Annotated in this window: 16 protein-coding genes; 6 read left to right on the top strand and 10 right to left on the bottom strand. The window is 72.9% G+C overall.

All coding sequences use genetic code 11. The annotated features are described in order from the left end of the window. Positions 1-28: 28 nt before the first annotated feature. Both ACXNSR_RS08860 and ACXNSR_RS08855 read left to right on the top strand, forming a co-directional pair. On the top strand, positions 29-2,869 hold the full coding sequence (locus tag ACXNSR_RS08860; RefSeq protein WP_458641574.1) for a DEAD/DEAH box helicase: 2,841 nt from the start codon (positions 29-31) through the stop codon (positions 2,867-2,869). Between the two features lie 91 nt (positions 2,870-2,960). Continuing rightward, positions 2,961-3,626, top strand: a complete 666-nt coding sequence (locus ACXNSR_RS08855; protein ID WP_458641573.1) for a TetR/AcrR family transcriptional regulator — start codon at positions 2,961-2,963, stop codon at positions 3,624-3,626. Here ACXNSR_RS08855 and ACXNSR_RS08850 read toward each other — a convergent pair. The 4 genes from ACXNSR_RS08850 to ACXNSR_RS08835 all read right to left on the bottom strand — a co-directional run bounded on the left by ACXNSR_RS08850 (position 3,623) and on the right by ACXNSR_RS08835 (position 8,084). After that, positions 3,623-4,594 carry a pseudouridine synthase gene (locus tag ACXNSR_RS08850; RefSeq protein WP_458641572.1) on the bottom strand — a complete coding sequence of 324 codons (972 nt, stop codon included), beginning with the start codon at positions 4,592-4,594 and terminating at the stop codon, positions 3,623-3,625. The genes ACXNSR_RS08855 and ACXNSR_RS08850 overlap by 4 nt on opposite strands. A 19-nt stretch (positions 4,595-4,613) precedes the next feature. Further along, positions 4,614-6,152, bottom strand: coding sequence for a serine hydrolase (locus tag ACXNSR_RS08845; RefSeq protein ID WP_458641571.1), 1,539 nt, complete (start codon positions 6,150-6,152; stop codon positions 4,614-4,616). A 138-nt stretch (positions 6,153-6,290) separates the two neighbouring features. Next, on the bottom strand, positions 6,291-7,130 hold the full coding sequence (locus ACXNSR_RS08840; RefSeq protein ID WP_458641570.1) for a siderophore-interacting protein: 840 nt from the start codon (positions 7,128-7,130) through the stop codon (positions 6,291-6,293). Between the two features lie 48 nt (positions 7,131-7,178). Continuing rightward, positions 7,179-8,084 carry a 5'-3' exonuclease gene (locus ACXNSR_RS08835; RefSeq protein WP_458643231.1) on the bottom strand — a complete coding sequence of 302 codons (906 nt, stop codon included), beginning with the start codon at positions 8,082-8,084 and terminating at the stop codon, positions 7,179-7,181. 235 nt (positions 8,085-8,319) lie between these two features. Here ACXNSR_RS08835 and ACXNSR_RS08830 point away from each other — a divergent pair, with 235 nt between their 5' ends. Together ACXNSR_RS08830 and ACXNSR_RS08825 are read left to right on the top strand one after the other, a co-directional pair. Continuing rightward, entirely contained in the window at positions 8,320-8,934 is a 615-nt protein-coding gene (locus ACXNSR_RS08830; protein WP_458643230.1) for a helix-turn-helix domain-containing protein, read from the top strand. Then, positions 8,931-9,671, top strand: coding sequence for a helical backbone metal receptor (locus ACXNSR_RS08825; RefSeq protein WP_458643229.1), 741 nt, complete (start codon positions 8,931-8,933; stop codon positions 9,669-9,671). The genes ACXNSR_RS08830 and ACXNSR_RS08825 overlap by 4 nt, the downstream gene beginning before the upstream one ends. Positions 9,672-10,164: 493 nt before the next feature. Here the strand turns inward: ACXNSR_RS08825 and ACXNSR_RS08820 are convergent, their stop codons facing one another. Beyond that, positions 10,165-11,283: a TDT family transporter gene (locus ACXNSR_RS08820; RefSeq protein WP_458641569.1), complete on the bottom strand. Its 1,119-nt coding sequence runs from the start codon at positions 11,281-11,283 to the stop codon at positions 10,165-10,167. Between the two features lie 70 nt (positions 11,284-11,353). Here ACXNSR_RS08820 and ACXNSR_RS08815 point away from each other — a divergent pair, with 70 nt between their 5' ends. Further along, positions 11,354-12,280 carry a LysR family transcriptional regulator gene (locus ACXNSR_RS08815; protein WP_458641568.1) on the top strand — a complete coding sequence of 309 codons (927 nt, stop codon included), beginning with the start codon at positions 11,354-11,356 and terminating at the stop codon, positions 12,278-12,280. 49 nt (positions 12,281-12,329) lie between these two features. Here ACXNSR_RS08815 and ACXNSR_RS08810 read toward each other — a convergent pair whose 3' ends face one another. After that, positions 12,330-13,127, bottom strand: a complete 798-nt coding sequence (locus ACXNSR_RS08810; RefSeq protein WP_458641567.1) for a thioesterase family protein — start codon at positions 13,125-13,127, stop codon at positions 12,330-12,332. Positions 13,128-13,334: 207 nt separating this feature from the next. Between ACXNSR_RS08810 and ACXNSR_RS08805 the strand changes: the two genes are divergently transcribed. Beyond that, positions 13,335-13,691 (top strand): hypothetical protein, encoded by a 357-nt coding sequence (locus tag ACXNSR_RS08805; RefSeq protein WP_458641566.1) that lies wholly within the window; start codon positions 13,335-13,337, stop codon positions 13,689-13,691. Positions 13,692-13,727: 36 nt separating this feature from the next. Here ACXNSR_RS08805 and ACXNSR_RS08800 read toward each other — a convergent pair whose 3' ends face one another. The 4 genes from ACXNSR_RS08800 to ACXNSR_RS08785 all read right to left on the bottom strand — a co-directional run bounded on the left by ACXNSR_RS08800 (position 13,728) and on the right by ACXNSR_RS08785 (position 17,710). After that, positions 13,728-14,522, bottom strand: a complete 795-nt coding sequence (locus tag ACXNSR_RS08800; protein WP_458641565.1) for a hypothetical protein — start codon at positions 14,520-14,522, stop codon at positions 13,728-13,730. Positions 14,523-14,609: 87 nt separating this feature from the next. Continuing rightward, positions 14,610-15,317 (bottom strand): gamma-glutamyl-gamma-aminobutyrate hydrolase family protein, encoded by a 708-nt coding sequence (locus ACXNSR_RS08795; RefSeq protein ID WP_458641564.1) that lies wholly within the window; start codon positions 15,315-15,317, stop codon positions 14,610-14,612. A 45-nt stretch (positions 15,318-15,362) separates the two neighbouring features. After that, entirely contained in the window at positions 15,363-16,841 is a 1,479-nt protein-coding gene (eat, locus tag ACXNSR_RS08790; RefSeq protein ID WP_458641563.1) for an ethanolamine permease, read from the bottom strand. 122 nt (positions 16,842-16,963) lie between these two features. Then, positions 16,964-17,710, bottom strand: coding sequence for a FadR/GntR family transcriptional regulator (locus ACXNSR_RS08785; RefSeq protein ID WP_458641562.1), 747 nt, complete (start codon positions 17,708-17,710; stop codon positions 16,964-16,966). Positions 17,711-17,775 lie beyond the last annotated feature (65 nt).

Genomic DNA, 17,775 nt, shown 5'->3' with positions numbered 1-17,775 from the left:
AGGGGTGGCGGGTAGGCTCGAGAGCAAGATGACCGAAGAACTCTCACCCGCCGAGCGGTACGCCGCTGCCCGGATCCGCGCCGCCGAAGAGGCCTCCGCCCTGGCCCCCTTCCGCGAGATGTACGACTTCGACCTCGACCCGTACCAGGTCGAGGCCTGCAAGGCGCTGGAGGCCGGCAAGGGCGTCCTCGTCGCAGCCCCGACCGGCTCGGGCAAGACCATCGTCGGCGAGTTCGCCGTGCACCTGGCCCTCCAGCAGGGCCGCAAGTGCTTCTACACGACGCCGATCAAGGCGCTGTCGAACCAGAAGTACGCCGACCTCGTCAAGCGCTACGGCGCCGACAAGGTGGGCCTGCTGACGGGCGACAACAGCGTCAACTCCGAGGCGCCGGTGGTCGTGATGACCACCGAGGTGCTCCGCAACATGCTGTACGCGGGCTCGCAGTCGCTGATCGGACTCGGCTACGTCGTGATGGACGAGGTCCACTACCTCTCCGACCGGTTCCGCGGGGCCGTCTGGGAGGAAGTGATCATCCACCTCCCCGAGTCGGTGACCCTGGTCTCGCTCTCGGCCACCGTGTCCAACGCCGAGGAGTTCGGCGACTGGCTGGACACCGTGCGCGGGGACACCGAGGTGATCGTCTCCGAGGAGCGGCCCGTACCGCTGTGGCAGCACGTCATGGCCGGCCGCCGGATCTACGACCTCTTCGAGGAGGAGTCCGACCACGGCGGCCGCGGCTCCGCGCGCCGGGAGGTCAATCCCGACCTGCTGCGCATGGCGCGCGAGGAGAACACCCGCACCTACAGTCCGAAGGACCGGCGGCGCGGCAAGATGGTCCGCGAGGCCGACCGCGAGCGCGAGCGGCGCTCGCGCGGCCGGATCTGGACCCCCTCGCGCCCCGAGGTCATCGCCCGCCTCGACGGCGACGGGCTGCTGCCCGCCATCAACTTCATCTTCAGCCGGGCCGGCTGCGAGGCCGCGGTCCAGCAGTGCCTGTTCGCGGGCCTGCGGCTCAACGACGAGTCCGCGCGGACCAAGGTCCGCGAGATCGTCGAGGCGCGGACCGCCTCCATCCCCACCGAGGACCTGCACGTCCTGGGGTACTACGAGTGGCTCGAAGGACTGGAGCGCGGTATCGCCGCGCACCACGCGGGCATGCTGCCCACCTTCAAGGAGGTCGTGGAGGAGCTCTTCGTACGCGGCCTCGTGAAGGCCGTCTTCGCCACGGAGACCCTGGCGCTGGGCATCAACATGCCCGCGCGCACGGTGATCCTGGAGAAGCTGGTCAAGTGGAACGGCGAGCAGCACGCCGACATCACCCCCGGCGAGTACACGCAGCTGACCGGCCGGGCCGGGCGGCGCGGCATCGACGTCGAGGGCCACGCGGTGGTGCTCTGGCAGCGGGGCATGGACCCGGCGGGGCTCGCCGGGCTCGCGGGTACCCGTACGTATCCGCTGCGTTCCAGCTTCAAGCCCTCCTACAACATGGCCGTGAACCTGGTCAGCCAGTTCGGGCGGCACCGCTCGCGCGAACTGCTGGAGACCTCCTTCGCGCAGTTCCAGGCCGACCGCTCGGTCGTCGGGATCTCCCGGCAGGTCCAGCGCAACGAGGAGGGCCTGCAGGGCTACCAGGAGGGCATGACCTGCCACCTGGGGAACTTCGAGGAGTACGCGCAGCTGCGCCGGGACCTCAAGGACCGTGAGACGGACCTGGCCAAGCAGGGCGCGGCGCAGCGCCGCGTGCAGGCGGCCAGTTCGCTGGAGAAGCTCAAGCCGGGCGACATCATCCACGTGCCGACCGGCAAGTTCGCCGGACTCGCGCTGGTCCTGGACCCGGGCGTGCCGGCCGGGAGGGTCCACGGCAGCCGCGGCTACGAGTACGCGGAGGGCCCGCGCCCGCTGGTGCTCACCGCCGAGCGGCAGGTCAAGCGGCTCGCCGCGATCGACTTCCCGGTCCCGGTCGAGGCGCTGGACCGGATGCGGATCCCCAAGACCTTCAACGCGCGCTCGCCGCAGTCCCGTCGGGACCTGGCGTCCCAGCTGCGGAGCAAGGCCGGGCACATCACTCCGGAGCGGCGTTCGCGCGGCCGGGCCGCGGCGGCCGACGACCGCGAGATCGCCCGCCTGCGGTCCGAGCTGCGGGCGCATCCCTGCCACGGCTGCGACGAGCGCGAGGACCACGCCCGCTGGGCGGAGCGCTACCACCGGCTCAAGCGGGACACCCAGCAGCTGGAGCGGCGGATCGAGGGCCGGACGAACACCATCGCCCGCACCTTCGACCGGATCCACGCGCTGCTGACCGAGCTGGACTACCTGCGCGAGGACGAGGTCACCGTGCACGGCAAGCGGCTCGCCCGGCTGTACGGGGAGCTGGACCTGCTGGCCTCCGAATGCCTGCGTGCCCGGGTGTGGGAGGGCCTGAGTCCGGCCGAACTGGCCGCCTGCGTGTCGGCGTTGGTCTTCGAGGCGCGGCAGTCCGACGACGCGGTGGCGCCGAAGGTGCCCGGCGGCGCGGCGAAGGAGGCGCTGGGCGAGATGGTCCGGATCTGGGGCCGCCTCGACGCACTGGAGGAGGAGCACCGCATCAACCAGGCGGAGGGCGTGGGCCAGCGCGAGCCGGACCTCGGCTTCGCGTGGGCGGCGTACCAGTGGGCCTCCGAGAAGAGCCTGGACGAGGTGCTGCGCGAGGCGGAGATGCCGGCCGGTGACTTCGTGCGCTGGTGCAAGCAGGTCATCGACGTGCTCGGGCAGATCGCGGCGGCGGCTCCGGCGGCCTCCGGTGACAGCGGGAGCACGGTGGCGCGCAACGCCCGCAAGGCCGTGGACGCGCTGCTTCGGGGCGTAGTGGCCTACAGCTCGGTCGGCTAGGCGGTTTTGGGGCTTCCTCCGAGGGTGGGGATGGCCTGATCTGATCTCTTGCCATGATCGAATCGTGGTGCTCTGTGCGACGATCGATTCCATGAGCGGGGGAGCGGACGAGGGTCCGAGACGGGTCGGCCGGCCACGTGCCGACCGGCTGAGACCGGAGAGCGGCCGGCCGCCGCGCGAGGAACTCCTCTGCGCGGCGGCCGAGTTGTTCACGGTCCGGGGATACGCGGCGACCACCACGCGGGCCGTCGCCGAACGGGCCGGGATGCGCCAGGCCACGATGTACCACTACTTCGGCGGCAAGGAGGAACTCCTCGCCGAACTCCTGGAGTCCACCGTCGCGCCCTCGCTGGTGCTCGCCCGGCGGCTGCTCGCGGACGACGGGCGGTGCGCCGCGCGGCGGCTGTGGGAGCTGTGCCGCTCCGACGTGCTGCTGCTGTGCGGGGGGCCGTACGACCTGGGGGCGCTCTACCTGCTGCCCGAGCTGGGCGGCTCGCGCCTCACCCGGTTCCGCCGGATGCGCGGGGAACTCAAGGACGCCTACCGGGTGCTGCTCGCCGGGACCCGCGTTGGCGCCGAACTGGCCGGGGACAAGGCGGGGCTGACGCTCCGGGGCGACCTGGTCTTCGGGCTCATCGAGGGCGTCATGCTGATCCACCGCACGGATCCGGCGCGCCCGGTGACGGCCTTCGCGGAGGCCACCGCGGACGCGGCGCTGCGGATCGCGGGCGTCGGCCCCCTCCGGTCTCCTTCCTAGCGGTCGGCTCCGGCCTCCCAGCCCGCTCGGTCGTCCCAGGCCTGGAGGGTGCGGCCGCTCTCGAAGCGGTGCACGCGTGCGGTCACCGGGTCGGTGAACTCCAGTACCCGGGCCAGGAGTTGCAGCGGCCTGCGGTAGTCGTCCGGGGCCGGGTCGGTGACCTGCGGATACACGGGGTCGCCGAGGATGGGCAGGCCCAGGGCGTTCATGTGGACCCGCAGCTGGTGGGTGCGGCCGGTGCGCGGGGTCAGCCGGTAGCGGCCCAGCCCGTCGCGGGCCTCCACGGACTCGACGAGGCTCTCGGCGTTGGGCTCGCCGCCGGGCACCTCGACCGCCGCGATGACCCCGCGGGCCTTCTCGATCCGGCTGCGGACCGTGCGCGGGAGGGTGCGGGCGAGTTCCGGATCGTGCGGTGCGAGGGCCTCGTACTCCTTGTGCACCTCGCGCCGCTGGAAGAGGAGCTGGTAGGCGCCGCGGTCCTCGGGCCGGACGCTGAACATCACCAGTCCCGCCGTCAGCCGGTCCAGCCGGTGAGCGGGGCTGAGGCCGGGCAGGTCCAGCTCCGCGCGCAGCCGGGCCAGGGCGGTCTCGGTGATGTGGGAGCCGCGCGGGGTGGTGGCCAGGAAGTGCGGCTTGTCCACGACCAGCAGGTGCGCGTCCCGGTGCACCACGGAGATCGGGAAGGGCACCCGCGGCTCCGGCTCCATGTCCCGGTGGAACCACAGGTAGGCGCCCGGCTCGTACGGGTCCTGCGCGCGCAGGACCCGGCCGCCGGGGCCCAGCACCCGGCCCGCGGCCAGCAGGCGGGCCACCGAGTCGGCGCCGCGGGTGCCGGCGTAGCGAGCGGCGAGGTAGTCGCCGAGATCCGGCCATGCCCGGTCCGGGTCGGGCGGCAGCCGCAGCCGGACCGGGTCGATGCCGGCGCGCTGGGGGAGGGGCGAGGGGGGTGGCTGGGCTCTGCGTCTCATCGGGGAACAGGCTATGCGGCTACTGCCGGGTGAACGTGCCCAGGTGGTCCGCGTCGAGGTACTCGACGCGCAGGGTGCCGTCGGCGAAGACCGCACCGGTGCGGCCGACCGCGTTCTCGCCCGCGGTCACGAAGCTGAAGGTGTCCCCGTCGTAGTGGGTCAGCGGGAAGCGCTGCGGCTGGGGGCCGAGGGCGAGGGTGAGCGCGCCCTTGTCGTCGGCGGTCACGGTGGCCCTGCCGTAGTAGGGGTTGTCGTACGTTCCCGTGTACGCGGCGCTGTCCCGGGCCGGCCGCGCTCCGGCGGGCGGGTGGGCGTAGTCGGTGGCCGCCGATCCGCCCGGGGGTTCGAGGGCCGTCGCGTAGGCGGAGGCGGCGAGGGCGAGCCAGTCGGTGGAGACCTTGCCGTGCTCGGCGTAGTCGAAGAAGTCCAGGGCCACGGCGTCGGGCAGGCCGACCGGGGCGCCGTTGGTCAGGACGACGATGCCGAGCCGCTCCAGCGGGAGCATGGTGACGTTGGTGTTGGCGCCGAGGGCGAAGGCACCGGAGTGGCTCAGGCGCACGCGGCCGGCGCCGTCGTAGCCGACGTTCCAGCCCAGACCGTAGAAGCTGGTGGTGCCGACGGCGTTGGTCGGCTGCGACACGATCTCGGGCACGTGGGTCCGGGCGAGGGTGTCGGCGGGGATGATCCGCTTCCCGTCGAGGGTGCCGCCGGCCAGCTGCAGCCGCAGCCAGCGGGCCATGTCGGTGGCGGTGGAGCTGACCCCGCCGGCCGGGGCCTGGGCGTCCGGGTCGCGGACGAAGCGCGGGCTCCAGGTGCCGTCGGCGTTCCTGACGTGGGTGGCGGCGTGGTCGGGGGAGTTGACGAAGGCGGAGAACTCGGTGCTCGTACGGGTCATGCCGGCGGGCTTGAAGAGGGTGTCGGCGCTGAGCTTCTGCCAGCTGGTGCCCTTGGCGCGGGCGACGGCCTCGGCGGCCGCGGTGAACCCGAAGTTGGTGTAGGCGTAGCTCGCCCGGAACGGGCCGAGGGGCTCCAGGCGCAGGTGGTCCAGGATGTACGCCTGGTCGTAGCCGAGGTCTTCGAGGAGGTCGCCGGCGTGGTCGGGCAGGCCGCTGCGGTGGGAGAACAGGTCGGCGGTGGTGACGTGGCCGGTGACCCAGGGGTCCTTCAGGGAGAACCCGGGCAGGACGGCGCGGTCGTCCCATTCCCGGGGGTCGGTGAGGGTGCCGGCCACCACCGTGGAGGAGACGGGCTTGGACAGCGAGGCGATCTGGAAGACGGTGTCGGGTCCGACCTTGCCGCTCTCGCCGGTCCTGCGGAGCCCGTAGCCCTTGAGGTGGACGACCTCGTCGTCGTGGACCACGGCCACGGACACGCCGGGGACACCGGTGCGGCGCATCATGTCCTCGACGGTGCGGTCGAGACGGGCGACGGCCCTGTCGACGGCGGCGTCCGTGATCTGGGGTGTCGGGGCGGGGGGCGGGGTGGGCGCGGCGGTGGCCGTGACGCCGACCGCTGCGGTCAGGAGTACGGCGGCCCCGAGCGACGGGAGCGTACGCATGGGGTCATTGTCCTGCGGGGGAGCGCGGAGCGCGCGGCGCCGTTGCCGGGGGCGCTGCCCCCGGACCCCCGCGCCTCAAACGCCGGCGGGGCTGGAAGACCCGGGGCTCAGCGCCTCGAACGCCGCCGGGGGAAACCTTTAGGCAGCGGCTCGGTGTTCCTGTTCGGCTTCCACCGAGGCGTTCCAGTCGCGCTTGATCGCGCGCCAGCCCTCGTCCGTCTCGCCCAGGCGCCAGTAGCCCGAGATCGACAGGCGCTCGCGCGGGACTCCGCGTTCCATGCGGAGGTGGCGGCGCAGGTCCTTGACGAAGCCGGCCTCGCCGTGGACGAAGGCGTGGACGTCCGTGCTCGGGAACTCCATGGCCATGACGGCCTCCACGAGTGCCTCGCCCACCGGGCGGTCGCCGCGGTGCAGCCAGACCGGGACGATGCCGTCCGGGGTGGCGACCTTCAGCTCGTCGGCCGGGCCGTCGATCTCCACGAGGGCGTGGACCTGCGCGCCGGCCGGCATCCGCTCCATCGCGGCGGCGATCGCCGGCAGGGCGCTCTCGTCGCCCACCAGGAGGTGCCAGCCGGCCACCGGGTCCGGGGCGTAGGCGCCGCCCGGGCCGAGGAAGCGTACGAGCTCGCCCGGCTGCACCCGCGCCGCCCAGGGACCGGCCAGGCCCTCGTCGCCGTGGACCACGAAGTCGAGGGTCAGTTCCAGGTGCGCGGGGTCCCAGCTCCGTACCGTGTACGCGCGCTGGCGCGGCCACTGCGCGCGGGGGAAGTCCGCGCGGATCCGGTCCAGGTCCCACGGGGCGGGGTAGGTCACGCCCACCGGGGCGAACAGCAGCTTGACGTAATGGTCGGTGTACGCGCCCGCGCCGAACTCCCGGAGGCCCTCACCGCCCAGCACGAGGCGCACCATGTGCGGCGACAGCCGCTCGGTGCGTACGACGACGGCGGTGCCGACGGTGCGGGCGCGTCCTTCTGCCACGGTGACTCCCCTGACTCCATGAAACTTAGCCTTACCTAAGTTATCACCTCATGGGCGCAGCACGCTGCTCAGGCGAGCGACCGCACCCCCCAGACCCCACCGATGGGCTAGCGCATCCACCAGTTCGGGTTGCGCCGGAGCCGTCGGGAGGGCCGGGTCGAACGCAGGAAGCGGCACGTCGGAGGCCACCTGGACCACCTTCGGTGCCACCGCCAGATAGGGCCGGGACTCGTCCAGCCGCTTGCGCTGGGTCGGGGTCAGCTTCGACTTCGGGTCGTCGACCGCCGCGATGATTCCGGCCAGGGTGCCGTAGGCGTCCAGGAGTTTGGCGGCCGTCTTCTCGCCGATGCCGGGGACACCCGGCAGGCCGTCGCTCGGGTCGCCGCGCAGCAGCGCCAGATCCGCGTAACCGGGGCCGTCCACCCCGTACTTCTCGCGCAGCCACGCCTCGTCGGTCACCTGGAGGGTGCCCACGCCCTTGAGCGGGTACAGCACCCGCCGCTGCCGGGCGTCGTCCACCAGCTGGTACAGGTCCCGGTCGCCGGTGACGATGTCCACCGGGCCGCTCGCACGGGCGGTGAGCGTACCGATCACGTCGTCCGCCTCGTAACCGGCGACCCCGACCCGGGCGATGCCGAAGGCGTCCAGGGCCGCCTCGATGATCGGCACCTGCGGGGCCAGCGTGTCCGGGGTCTCCTCCACGTCGGGGCCGTTCGCGGTCTCCTCGGCCACCCGGTGCGCCTTGTAGGAGGGGATCAGCTCCACCCGCCAGTGCGGCCGCCAGTCGGCGTCCATGCACGCCACCAGATCGTCCGGCCGGTGGTCCTGGACGAGCCGGCCGATGAAGTCGAGCAGCCCGCGCACGGCGTTGACCGGGGTGCCGTCGGGGGCCTTCACCGAGTCCGGCACACCGAAGTACGCGCGGTAGTAGAGGGAGGCGGTGTCCAGGAGCATCAGGCGTCGTGTCGTCACGGAGTCGATGATGCCGCAACCCGCCCCGGCGGATGTTCCGGCCGTCCGGGCGCCCCTGGCCGCGACGGACAGTGAGCGCACGGGTACGGGAAGAGCCGTGCACGCGAAACCGGAGGCGGTTGCTGCGTAAGGTGCTTACAGCACACCGATGTGCGACAGACATGGGGAGGGCAGCCCCGACATGAACGACAGGGACGGCACCGACGGCATTGATGGCATGGACCGCAAGCTGAACGACAAGGACGACAAGGGCAAGGACAAGGACGGCAAGGAGCCGCTCCGGGTGGGCGTGGCCGTGCGCAAGCGGCGCCGCGCGCTCCATCTCACGCTGGCCGCCGTGTCGGCGCGCAGCGGCCTGTCGGTGCCCTTCCTGAGTCAGATAGAGAACGAGCGGGCCCGGCCCAGCATGCGCTCCCTGGAGCGGGTCGCGGACGCACTGGAGACCACGGCCGTCGAGCTGCTGGCCGCCTCCGACACCGCGCGCACGGTGGACCTCGTACGGGCCGGTGACGCCTCCGGGCTCACTCCGTTCCCGGGCGTACGCCCCCTGGTGCGCGGTCATCACCAGCTGCACGCGATGGAGTTCACCGGGGACCAGGACGCCGGACGCGAGTACCAGCACCGCAACGACGAACTGATGTACGTGGTCGAGGGTGCTTGCCAGGTCGAAGCGGAAGGGCGGGCGTACCGGCTGGAGAGCGGGGACGCGCTGTTCCTGTCCGGCGGCGTGCGCCACCGCTGGCGCGCGGTCACCGAGGAGACCCGGATCCTGGTCGTCGCGGTCGGCGAGCACATCCACGCGACCTCCGAGCCGCCGTCCCCGGGACACTGAGCGGCGTGCGGCGGGTCGTCTCGCTGGTGCCCTCGCTGACCGAGGCGGTGGCCGTGAGCGCGCCGGGGCTGCTGGTCGGGGTCACCGACTGGTGCACGCACCCCGGGGACCTCGGCGACGCGGTGCGCATCGGGGGGACGAAGAACCCCGATGTGCGCGCGATCGCGGAGCTCCGGCCGGACCTGGTGATCGCCAACGAGGAGGAGAACCGGGCCGACGACGTGGCGGCGCTGCGCGCGGCCGGGGTGGACGTGCTGGTCACCGAGGTCCGGGACCTCCCGCAGGCGCTGCGGGAGCTGGACCGGGTGCTGGTGGGGGCGCTGGGGCTGACGAGGCCGGGATGGCTGGCGGACGCGGAGCGTGCGTGGGCCCGGGTGGAGCCGCCGGCGCCGCGCGCGGAGGTCACCGCGTTCGTGCCGATCTGGCGGCGGCCGTGGATGGTGCTGGGCCGGGACACGTTCGCCGGTGACCTGCTGGCGCGGCTCGGGGTCCGCAACATCTACGCCGGACATCCGGAGCGGTATCCCCGGGTGCCGGTGGAGGAACTTGCGGCTGCGGCCGGCTGCGATCTGGTGGTGCTCCCGGACGAGCCGTACCGCTTCACGCGCGAGGACGGGCCGGAGGCCTTCCCGGGGCTGCCGGCCGCCCTCGTCGACGGCAGGTACCTGACCTGGTACGGGCCCTCGCTGGCCGATGCGGCGGCGGTGCTGTCCGAGCAGTTGCGCGCCGCGCGCTGATCGGCGGGCCGGTGGTGCCGGGGCGCTGCGGTTCTGCTCCGGCGGTTCTGCTTCGGCGGGTCGGTGGTGGCGGGGTGCTGCCCCGGGCCCCGCGCCTCAATCGCCGGCGGGGCTGGGTGGTGTGGGGCGGTGCCCCGCCGGAGTGTCTCCTCGGCTCGCGCGGTTCGGCATGTCGCGGCGGTGCCCGGTGGTGCGCGCTCGTCCTGCGGGGACACTCCGCCGTGTCCCCGCCCCACGGCAGTGCTCCGACAGCACCCCGAAGCCGCCCGGAGCCGCCCCGACGCTTGGGGAGCGGGGACGGGGAGGGGTGTCCCCGCAGGACGAGCGCGCAACCACCGCACACAGCCGAGACACGCCCGCACGCGCCGAGCCGAGGAGACACCCCTCCCCGGCCCCGCGCACCAGCCCGCACCGCGCCCGGACCCCGACCCGCGGGCCGACTCGGACCCACCCCGCGGGAGCGGCCCGCACCGGGCCGCAGGCCGACCCGGACCTAGCTGGGAAGGAGTCGGCCCGTGAGCAGGCCCCGCAGGGTGTGGGCGGCGGCCAGGAGCCAGGCGGTCAGCAGGCCGAGGAAGAGGGCGGTGGCCAGCCAGGCGAAGGCGGTCAGGCCGGTGTGGTGGGCCAGGCCGGTGGCGCCGGTGACGCAGGTGCCGAGGGGGAAGGTCAGGGCCCACCAGGTCATCGCGAAGCCCATGCCGGCCCGGGCCGCCCGGACCAGCATGGCCGCGGCCAGAGCCAGCCACAGCAGGGCGAAGCCCATCACGGGGACCCCGTAGACGACGGCGAAGGCGCCCAGCGCGCCGGCGTAGGTGCCGTCGATCGCCCCGGGGGCGACGTCGGCGAGCTGGTTCACGGCGGTGGTGGACTGGCCGAGGGGGCCCAGGACCAGGAACAGGGTCGGGGTCAGGGCCAGCGGGAGGGGGCCGCCGACGATCAGCCGGCCGAAGATCAGGGGGAGCATCAGCAGGGTGGCCAGCAGGCTGATGCCGAACATGGCGTAACAGGCGAGCAGCAGGGTCTCGCGGGCCTGGCCGGCGGGCAGGTGGGGTATCAGCAGCGGGCCCAGGGCGGCGGAGACCATGGGGGCGACGAGGGGCAGCAGCCAGACGGGGGTGGCCTGCTTGGGCTCGACCTTGTGCCGTACGACCATCAGATAGGGCACGGCCACGGCCATGACCAGGCCGATCACGGTACCGGCGGTGAAGAGCACGGCGTCCGCGGCGACGGCGGCGCCGGTCCCGATGAGGTCCTTGCCGACGATCAGGGTGCCGCCGCCGACGGCCAGCAGCGCCATCGCGAGGCAGCCGTAGAACGGGGCGACGGCCGGGTCGAGGAGGTGGGCGCGGGCCTGGTCGCGGTGGTGGAGCCAGTGCCCGGCACGGGCCGTGAGCAGGACGGCGAGGAGGATGGCGGACAGGCCCCAGGCCAGCTGGCAGGCCACGCGCTGGCCGGGGAGCTGGTACGGGAGGGTCGCGCCGGCGTTGGCGAGGATCGCCGTGCCCATGACGCAGGCGTACCAGTTGGGGCCGAGGTGCCGCAGTGCGGGGGCCTTGTGGGCCCGGACCGCGGGAGTGGTGTGAGTGCGGGGTCGCACGAGGGTGGTGGCCATGGATCCAGCCTCGTGCCGGGGCGGCCGGGGCGGCAGAGGTCATCTTCCTATGAGGCCATAAACTGATGTTATGGGTGATGAGGAGTGGGTTCCGCTGGCACACCGGGTACCGGACCTGGGCGCGCTGGAACTGCTGCTCGCGGTCGCGCGGGTAGGCAGCCTGAGCGGGGCGGCGCGGCGGCTGGGCATCACCCAGCCCGCGGCCAGCAGCCGGATCCGGGCGATGGAGACCCGGCTCGGCGTGGCCCTGGTGGACCGCTCGCCGCGGGGGTCGACGCTGACGGCCGAGGGCGCGCTCGTCACGGACTGGGCCCGGCGGGTGGTGGAGGCTGCGGAGGCCTTCGACGCGGGCGCGCAGGCGCTGCGCGGGCGCCGGGACTCGCGGCTGCGGGTGGCGGCCAGCATGACCATCGCGGAGTACCTGCTGCCGGGCTGGCTGATCGCCCTGCGCGGGCAGCGCCCGGACACGGCGGTGTCCCTGCACGCCGGCAACTCGGCGGTGGTCGTGCAGCGGGTGCTCACGCACGAGGCCGACCTCGGCTTCGTGGAGGGGCTGACGGTGCCCGAGGGGCTGGACTCGGCGGTGATCGCGCAGGACCGGCTGGTCGTGGCGGTGGCGCCGGTCCATCCGTGGGCGCGGCGCACGCGGGGCGTGGAGGCGGCGGAACTCGCGGCGACTCCACTGATCCTGCGGGAGCGGGGATCGGGTACGCGGCAGGTGCTGGACGCGGCGCTCGCCGGGCACGGTGGAGTGGCCGCGCCGCTGCTGGAGCTGGCGTCGACGACGGCGGTGAAGGCGGCCGCGCTGGGCGGTGCCGGGCCGTGCGTGCTGTCGGAGCTGGCCGTGGTGGACGAGCTGGCGGCGCGCCGGCTGGTGGAGGTGCCGGTGTCGGGCGCCGGGCTCGGCCGGGCCCTGCGGGCGGTCTGGCCCGCGGGCGCCCGCCCGGCGGGCCCGGCCCGGGACCTGCTGTCCCTGACCCGGGGTACTCCGGCTTAGGCCGTCTCTTTTCGGATCTTGTCGCCCGGCGAGATCCGGAAGGGACCGCCTAGGAGAGCGGGCGGACCGTGAGGATCTGTTCGGCTTGGCCGACCGGGCCGTCGGCGTCGTGCAGGACGCTGCTGGTGAGCCCCTGCCCGGACGGGCCGAACGTCACGGTGGTGTCCAGGCCGGTCCACGGGCCTCGTGGCCGGCGGTGCAGGTGGACGGTCAGATCGAGGTTCGGGAACATCCACGCGGTGGGGTCCTGCTGGACCGCGATGCCGTTCGCGGTGTCCACCAGCGCCAGGTACGAGGCGAGGGCGCCGACCGGCTCGCCCGCGACCAGGGCGACGGACGAGGAAACCCAGGCCGCGGCCCGGCCGCGGCGGGAGGGGGGCGTCCGGCGCACCTCGACGGAGGAGACGTAGCCGCCGCTCCACTCCTCGTCCATCGCCCAGACGTCGAGCTCCTCGGGGGCGGGCAGCCGTTCGTGGGGGCTGTCGGCCACGGAGGAGGAGTCCAGGGTGGCCAGCAGCCAGGCGCGGGCGCGGACCACCGGACGGCCGCCGATGACCACGCTCGCTTCCAGGAGCTCGATGGTCCGGCCCGGCCGGAGGGTCTCGACGGTGATCTCGCACTCGTCGAGGGCGATGCGGCCGAGGATGTCGTAACTGATCCGCGCGAGCGCCAACGGCTCGGGCCGCTGCGCCAGGTGCCCGTCGATCGCGTGCACCACGAGGCCGGCGAGCGGGCTGAAGTGCTGCTCGTCGGTGTTCCACGCACCGCCCGCGTGGGCGGTGGGCTTGAAGCTGTGCTCGCCCGTCCGCTCGTAGTAGCTCTCGGGGGCGGCGGCGCCGGTGGTCACGGGATCTGCCTCCTCGGATGGGTGTATCGATCATGCATCGTAGGAGGCGCCTTTCCTTCCGTCACTGTGATCTGGCGGACACAGGGGCGGAAGTCGTGCGTCCGTTCGGGCGAGGAGGGAACGATTCGCCGCGGCGCGGAGGGTGACCCCGGGCGGAGCCGCAGGAAAGGTGGCTCCTGCACGCGTCCCCCCACGAGGAGAATCCTGATGCGTCTTCGCCATGCCGCCCTCGCCGCTTTCGGCGCCTTCACGCTCCTGCTGACCGTCCCGGCCTCGGCCTCGGCCGCGACGGGAGAGTTCCAGTACACGGTCTCCGGCCTCGACGGCAGCCCGCTGACGGTCGTACTGGAGGACCCGGCGAGCGGGGAGTGCATCACGCTCCCCGAGGTGGCCGACCCCTCGGCCAGCTCCCCGGCGCACTCGCCGCGCAACCGGACCGACGAGGTGGCGATCGTGTTCACCGAGCCGGACTGCACGGGCAGGGAGTTCAGGCTGCGGCCCCGCACGGGCTACGGCACGGAGCGTCTGGAGCTGCGGTCGGTGCTCTTCGTCCGCCCCGAGTGAGGGACGGCGTCCAGGTTCGGTGCCGCGCGGAGAGGCTCAGCTCTCCGAGCTGAGCCGCTTCGTCAGGAGCGAGCCCACGACGATCAGCGCGACGCCCAGCCACCACATGTTGTCGAAGATGAGGACGGCGATCCCGATCGGCACCAGCAGGCCCGCGAGCGGCAGCAACAGGCTGGCCCGGCCGGGTGGTTCGGGGCCCTCGCCGGTGGCCTCGCGCACGGCGCGGGCGCGGACGACGTCCGGGTACCAGGCGGTGAACTTCAGCGCGGCGACGATCGCCAGGATCTGGATGATCCAGCCGGTCCAGATGTTGTTCGGATTGTGCAGGACGAGGTCCCCGTAGGCGCCCGCGGCGGCAGCCACCAGGAAGGCCAGTCCCCACACGCCGGTGATCATGTAGTTGGTCCGCAGGAAGCCCGGAGCGTGCCAGAGCGACGGATCCACCTGTTCCCGGGCGTACTGGATCGTGAAGGGCATCCGCACGGCCATCGATCCGAAGGCGATCACGGCGAGGGTGATGTTCGCGACCTCCCCCGCGTACGTCTCCAGCCAGCGCAGGGTCCCGTCGCTCGCCAGGGCTCCGACGACGGCCATCGAGGCGAAGAACACCACGTCGGCCAGTTCCAGGATCTTCCAACTGCTGCCGCGGTTGACCAGGTGGCTCGTCGCGATGAGCGCGACGGCCGTGGCCAGCGCCAGTCCGACCGCGAGCTCGAACCGCCCCGGGCCGACCAGCAGGGAGAAGACGATCCACGGCGCCATTCCGATGACCGGGTTCTCCAGGATCTTGGAGACCGGGCCGGATGCCTTGCCCTCCGCTTCGGTCTGCATCCTTCCAGCCTGCGCGCCCGGCGGGGGACCGGCCATTCGGGACGGGCGGGGTGCGGGCGGGATACGGAAGCGGGAGGGACGCGGGCGTCAGCCCACCGGTACCGCGGTGCGGACGGAGGCCGCCTCCACCAGGGCGGACATCACGCGCGTGTCCGTGTCCCGCTCCGGGTGCCACTGGACGCCCAGCACCCACCGCTCCGGGTCGGGTACTTCGATGGCCTCCACCGTGCCGTCGACCGCGTGGGCCGAGACCACCAGGTCGCGGCCCAGCCGGTCGACGGCCTGGTGGTGGTAGGTCGGGACCTGTGCCTCCTCCGGGACCAGCTCCGCGTACCGGGTGCCCGGGACCGGGCGGACGGGGTGCCGGGACATGGTGCCCGGGGTCTCGACGTGGCCGTCGATGTGCTGGATCAGCGTGCCGCCCAGGGCCACGTTGAGGGCCTGCATGCCCCGGCAGATGCCGAGCAGGGGCAGGTCCGCCTCCAGCGCGGCGGCGATCAGGGCCAGCTCCCACTGGTCGCGGACCGTGGCGGGGGCGCCCGTACGGGAGTCGCGCGCGGCCCCGTAGTGCACCGGGTCCAGGTCCGGGCCGCCCGCGACCACCAGGCCGTCCACCCGGCTCAGCACCTCCGCCGCCGCCCCGGGCTCGTCCGGCGGGAGCAGCACGGCCGCGCCGCCCGCCGCCTGGACGAGTTCGTAGTACCCGGTCGGTACGAGGGATGTCGGGAGGTCCCACACCCCGTAGCGGGTGGAATCCTCGACGTAGGTGGTGATGCCGATGAGCGGCCTGGGCACGTTCGTTACCTCCAACAGGGGCTGGATCGGGGCAGCAACAGGGTTTCAGTCGCGGGTCAGTTCCGCCTCTGCTTCCGCGAGAGCCGCGAACTCCTCCTCCGGGGCCGAGGCCACCAGGTGGTGGCGACTGTAGAAGGCGAAGTAGGCGAGGGCGACGGCGTACACGGCCAGGGCGATGAACGCGGCGTCCTTGTCCACCAGGAAGGTGGCGACCAGGGCCGACAGGGCGAGCAGGAAGGCCACCGAAGAGGTCAGGATTCCGCCCGGGGTGCGGTACGGGCGCTCCAGGTCCGGCTCCCGGCGGCGCAGCACGATGTGCGAGAGCGCCATCAGGGCGTAGGAGATGGTGGCGCCGAAGACCGCGATGTTGAGCATGCGGGCCCCGTCGCCGGTGGCCGCGGCCAGGGCGAAGCCGATCGCGCCGGGGATGATCAGACCCAGGTACGGGGCCTTGCGCTTCGAGGTGAGCGAGAGGAAGCGGGGCAGGTAGCCGGCCCGGGAGAGGGCGAAGAGCTGGCGGGAGCCCGCGTAGATGAGGGAGAAGAAGGAGGCCACCAGGCCGGCCAGGCCCGCGTAGTTCACGAAGCGGCTGAGCGCGGTCGGGCCGCCGTCCCCTTCCAGGGCCACGACCAGCGGGTTGCCGGCGGCCTTGACGGCGTCGGCGCCCTGGGCGCCGGTCGCGGCGAAGAAGGTGATCAGGGCGAGCAGGGCGAGGATGCCCATGGAGATGGAGAGGGCCTTCGGCATCGAGCGGACCGGGTCCTTGGCCTCCTCGGCCGCCAGCGGTACGCCTTCCACGCCGAGGAAGAACCACATGCCGAAGGGGAACGCCGCCCAGATGCCCAGCACGCCCAGCGGCAGCCAGGAGTTCGAGCCGAAGGCGTCCGCGTCGACGGGGATGTTGTTCAGGCCCGAGGCGTCGAACTCGGTGAAGGCCCCCACGGCGAAGATCAGCAGCGCGGCGACGGCGATCGCGGTCACGACGAGGCTGAAGCGGAGCGCCTCGCCGACGCCCCAGAGGTGGACGCCGATGAAGATGACGAAGCAGCCCAGGTAGACGGGCCAGCTGGAGGTGAGTCCGAAGAGGCCGAGGGACTCGACGTAGTCGCCGATGAAGATGACGATCGCGGCCGGGGCCAGGATGTACTCGATGAGGATGGCGGTGCCGGTGAGGAAACCGCCCCACGGGCCGAGCGCGCGGCGGGCGAAGCCGTAGCCGCCGCCCGCCGTCGGCAGGATCGTGGACAGCTCGGCGAGCGAGAAGACCAGACAGGCGTACATCGCGCCCATGAGGACGGTGGCGATGGCCAGGCCACCGAAGCCGCCCTTGTCGAGGCCGACGTTCCAGCCGGAGAAGTCCCCGGAGACGACGTAGGCGACACCGAGACCGGTGAGCAGCAGCCAGCCGGCGCTGCCGCGGCGCAGCGTCCGGCGCGCGAGGTATTCGTCGGGGCCGTCCCCGCCGTCGGGGGACTTGGTGGGTGCGGGTACGGCGGCGAGCCGTGCCTCGATGTCGTCGGCCATCGTGCGCTCCTGCCTCAGGGCAATGGTTGTGGGGCGTACCTTTGCCGTAGAGGAGTGGAGTGCGCAAGACCTCTGCGTTAAACAGAAGTTACGAAACCCTCTCGGGCCGCCCCCGGCGTGGTTCAGGCCAGGAAGCCCCGCAGCAGTGCCGCCGTGCCGCAGCAGTGTTCGCGCATGGTCTCCCGGGCCCCGGCGGCGTCGCCCTCCAGCACCGCCTCCACCAGCGTGCTGTGCTGCTGCTGGGAGTGCTCCAGGTTCCGTACGAGCAGCGGGATGCAGTCCAGCAGGTCGTTGACGGTGGCCCGGACGGCGGCGTACTGGGCCGTCAGGGTGGCGGACCCGGCCAGTTCGCACAGGGTGAGGTGGAAGAGCGTGTCCTGGCGGCGGTAGTCGGCGAGCGGGGCGTCATGGGTGGCGGCCAGGGCGCCGAGCAGCCGCTCGGTGCCCTCCTCGGTCAGGCCCTGGGAAGCGCACAGTCCGGCCGCCCCCACCTCCAGGACCTCGCGGAACCGCAGGACGTCCTCGATGTCCACCCCCGCGACGCGCCGGCGCAGCTCCTCCTCGGCCGCGCCGGCCGGGGTGTCGGGGCGGGACAGTACGAACGTTCCGCCGTACCGCCCGCGCCGGGCCTCCACGAGCCCCTGGTCCTGCAGCACCTTCAACACCTCGCGCAGGGTCACCCGGCTGATCCCCATGCGCTCGGCCAGCTCGCGCTCGGGCGGCAGCCGTTCGCCGCCCGGCACCAGACCCAGCCGGACCACCTGGAGGATCTGCTGCAGCGCCTCCTCGAAACCGTTGCCCGCCCGCACCTGTCGCAGCACGGGATTCAGTCGCGCGACGGCGTCGCCTTCGCTGGTCGTATCGGTCATCTTGACTTCGCCCCTTCCCAAGCAATGGTTTTATTCAATACCTTAGGCCTCCTCGGCTCACCGAA

This window comes from Streptomyces sp. NC-S4 (genome assembly GCF_054353315.1).
The sequence above is the reverse complement of the archived record's forward strand: the minus strand, read 5'-3'. Positions and strand labels throughout refer to the sequence as shown.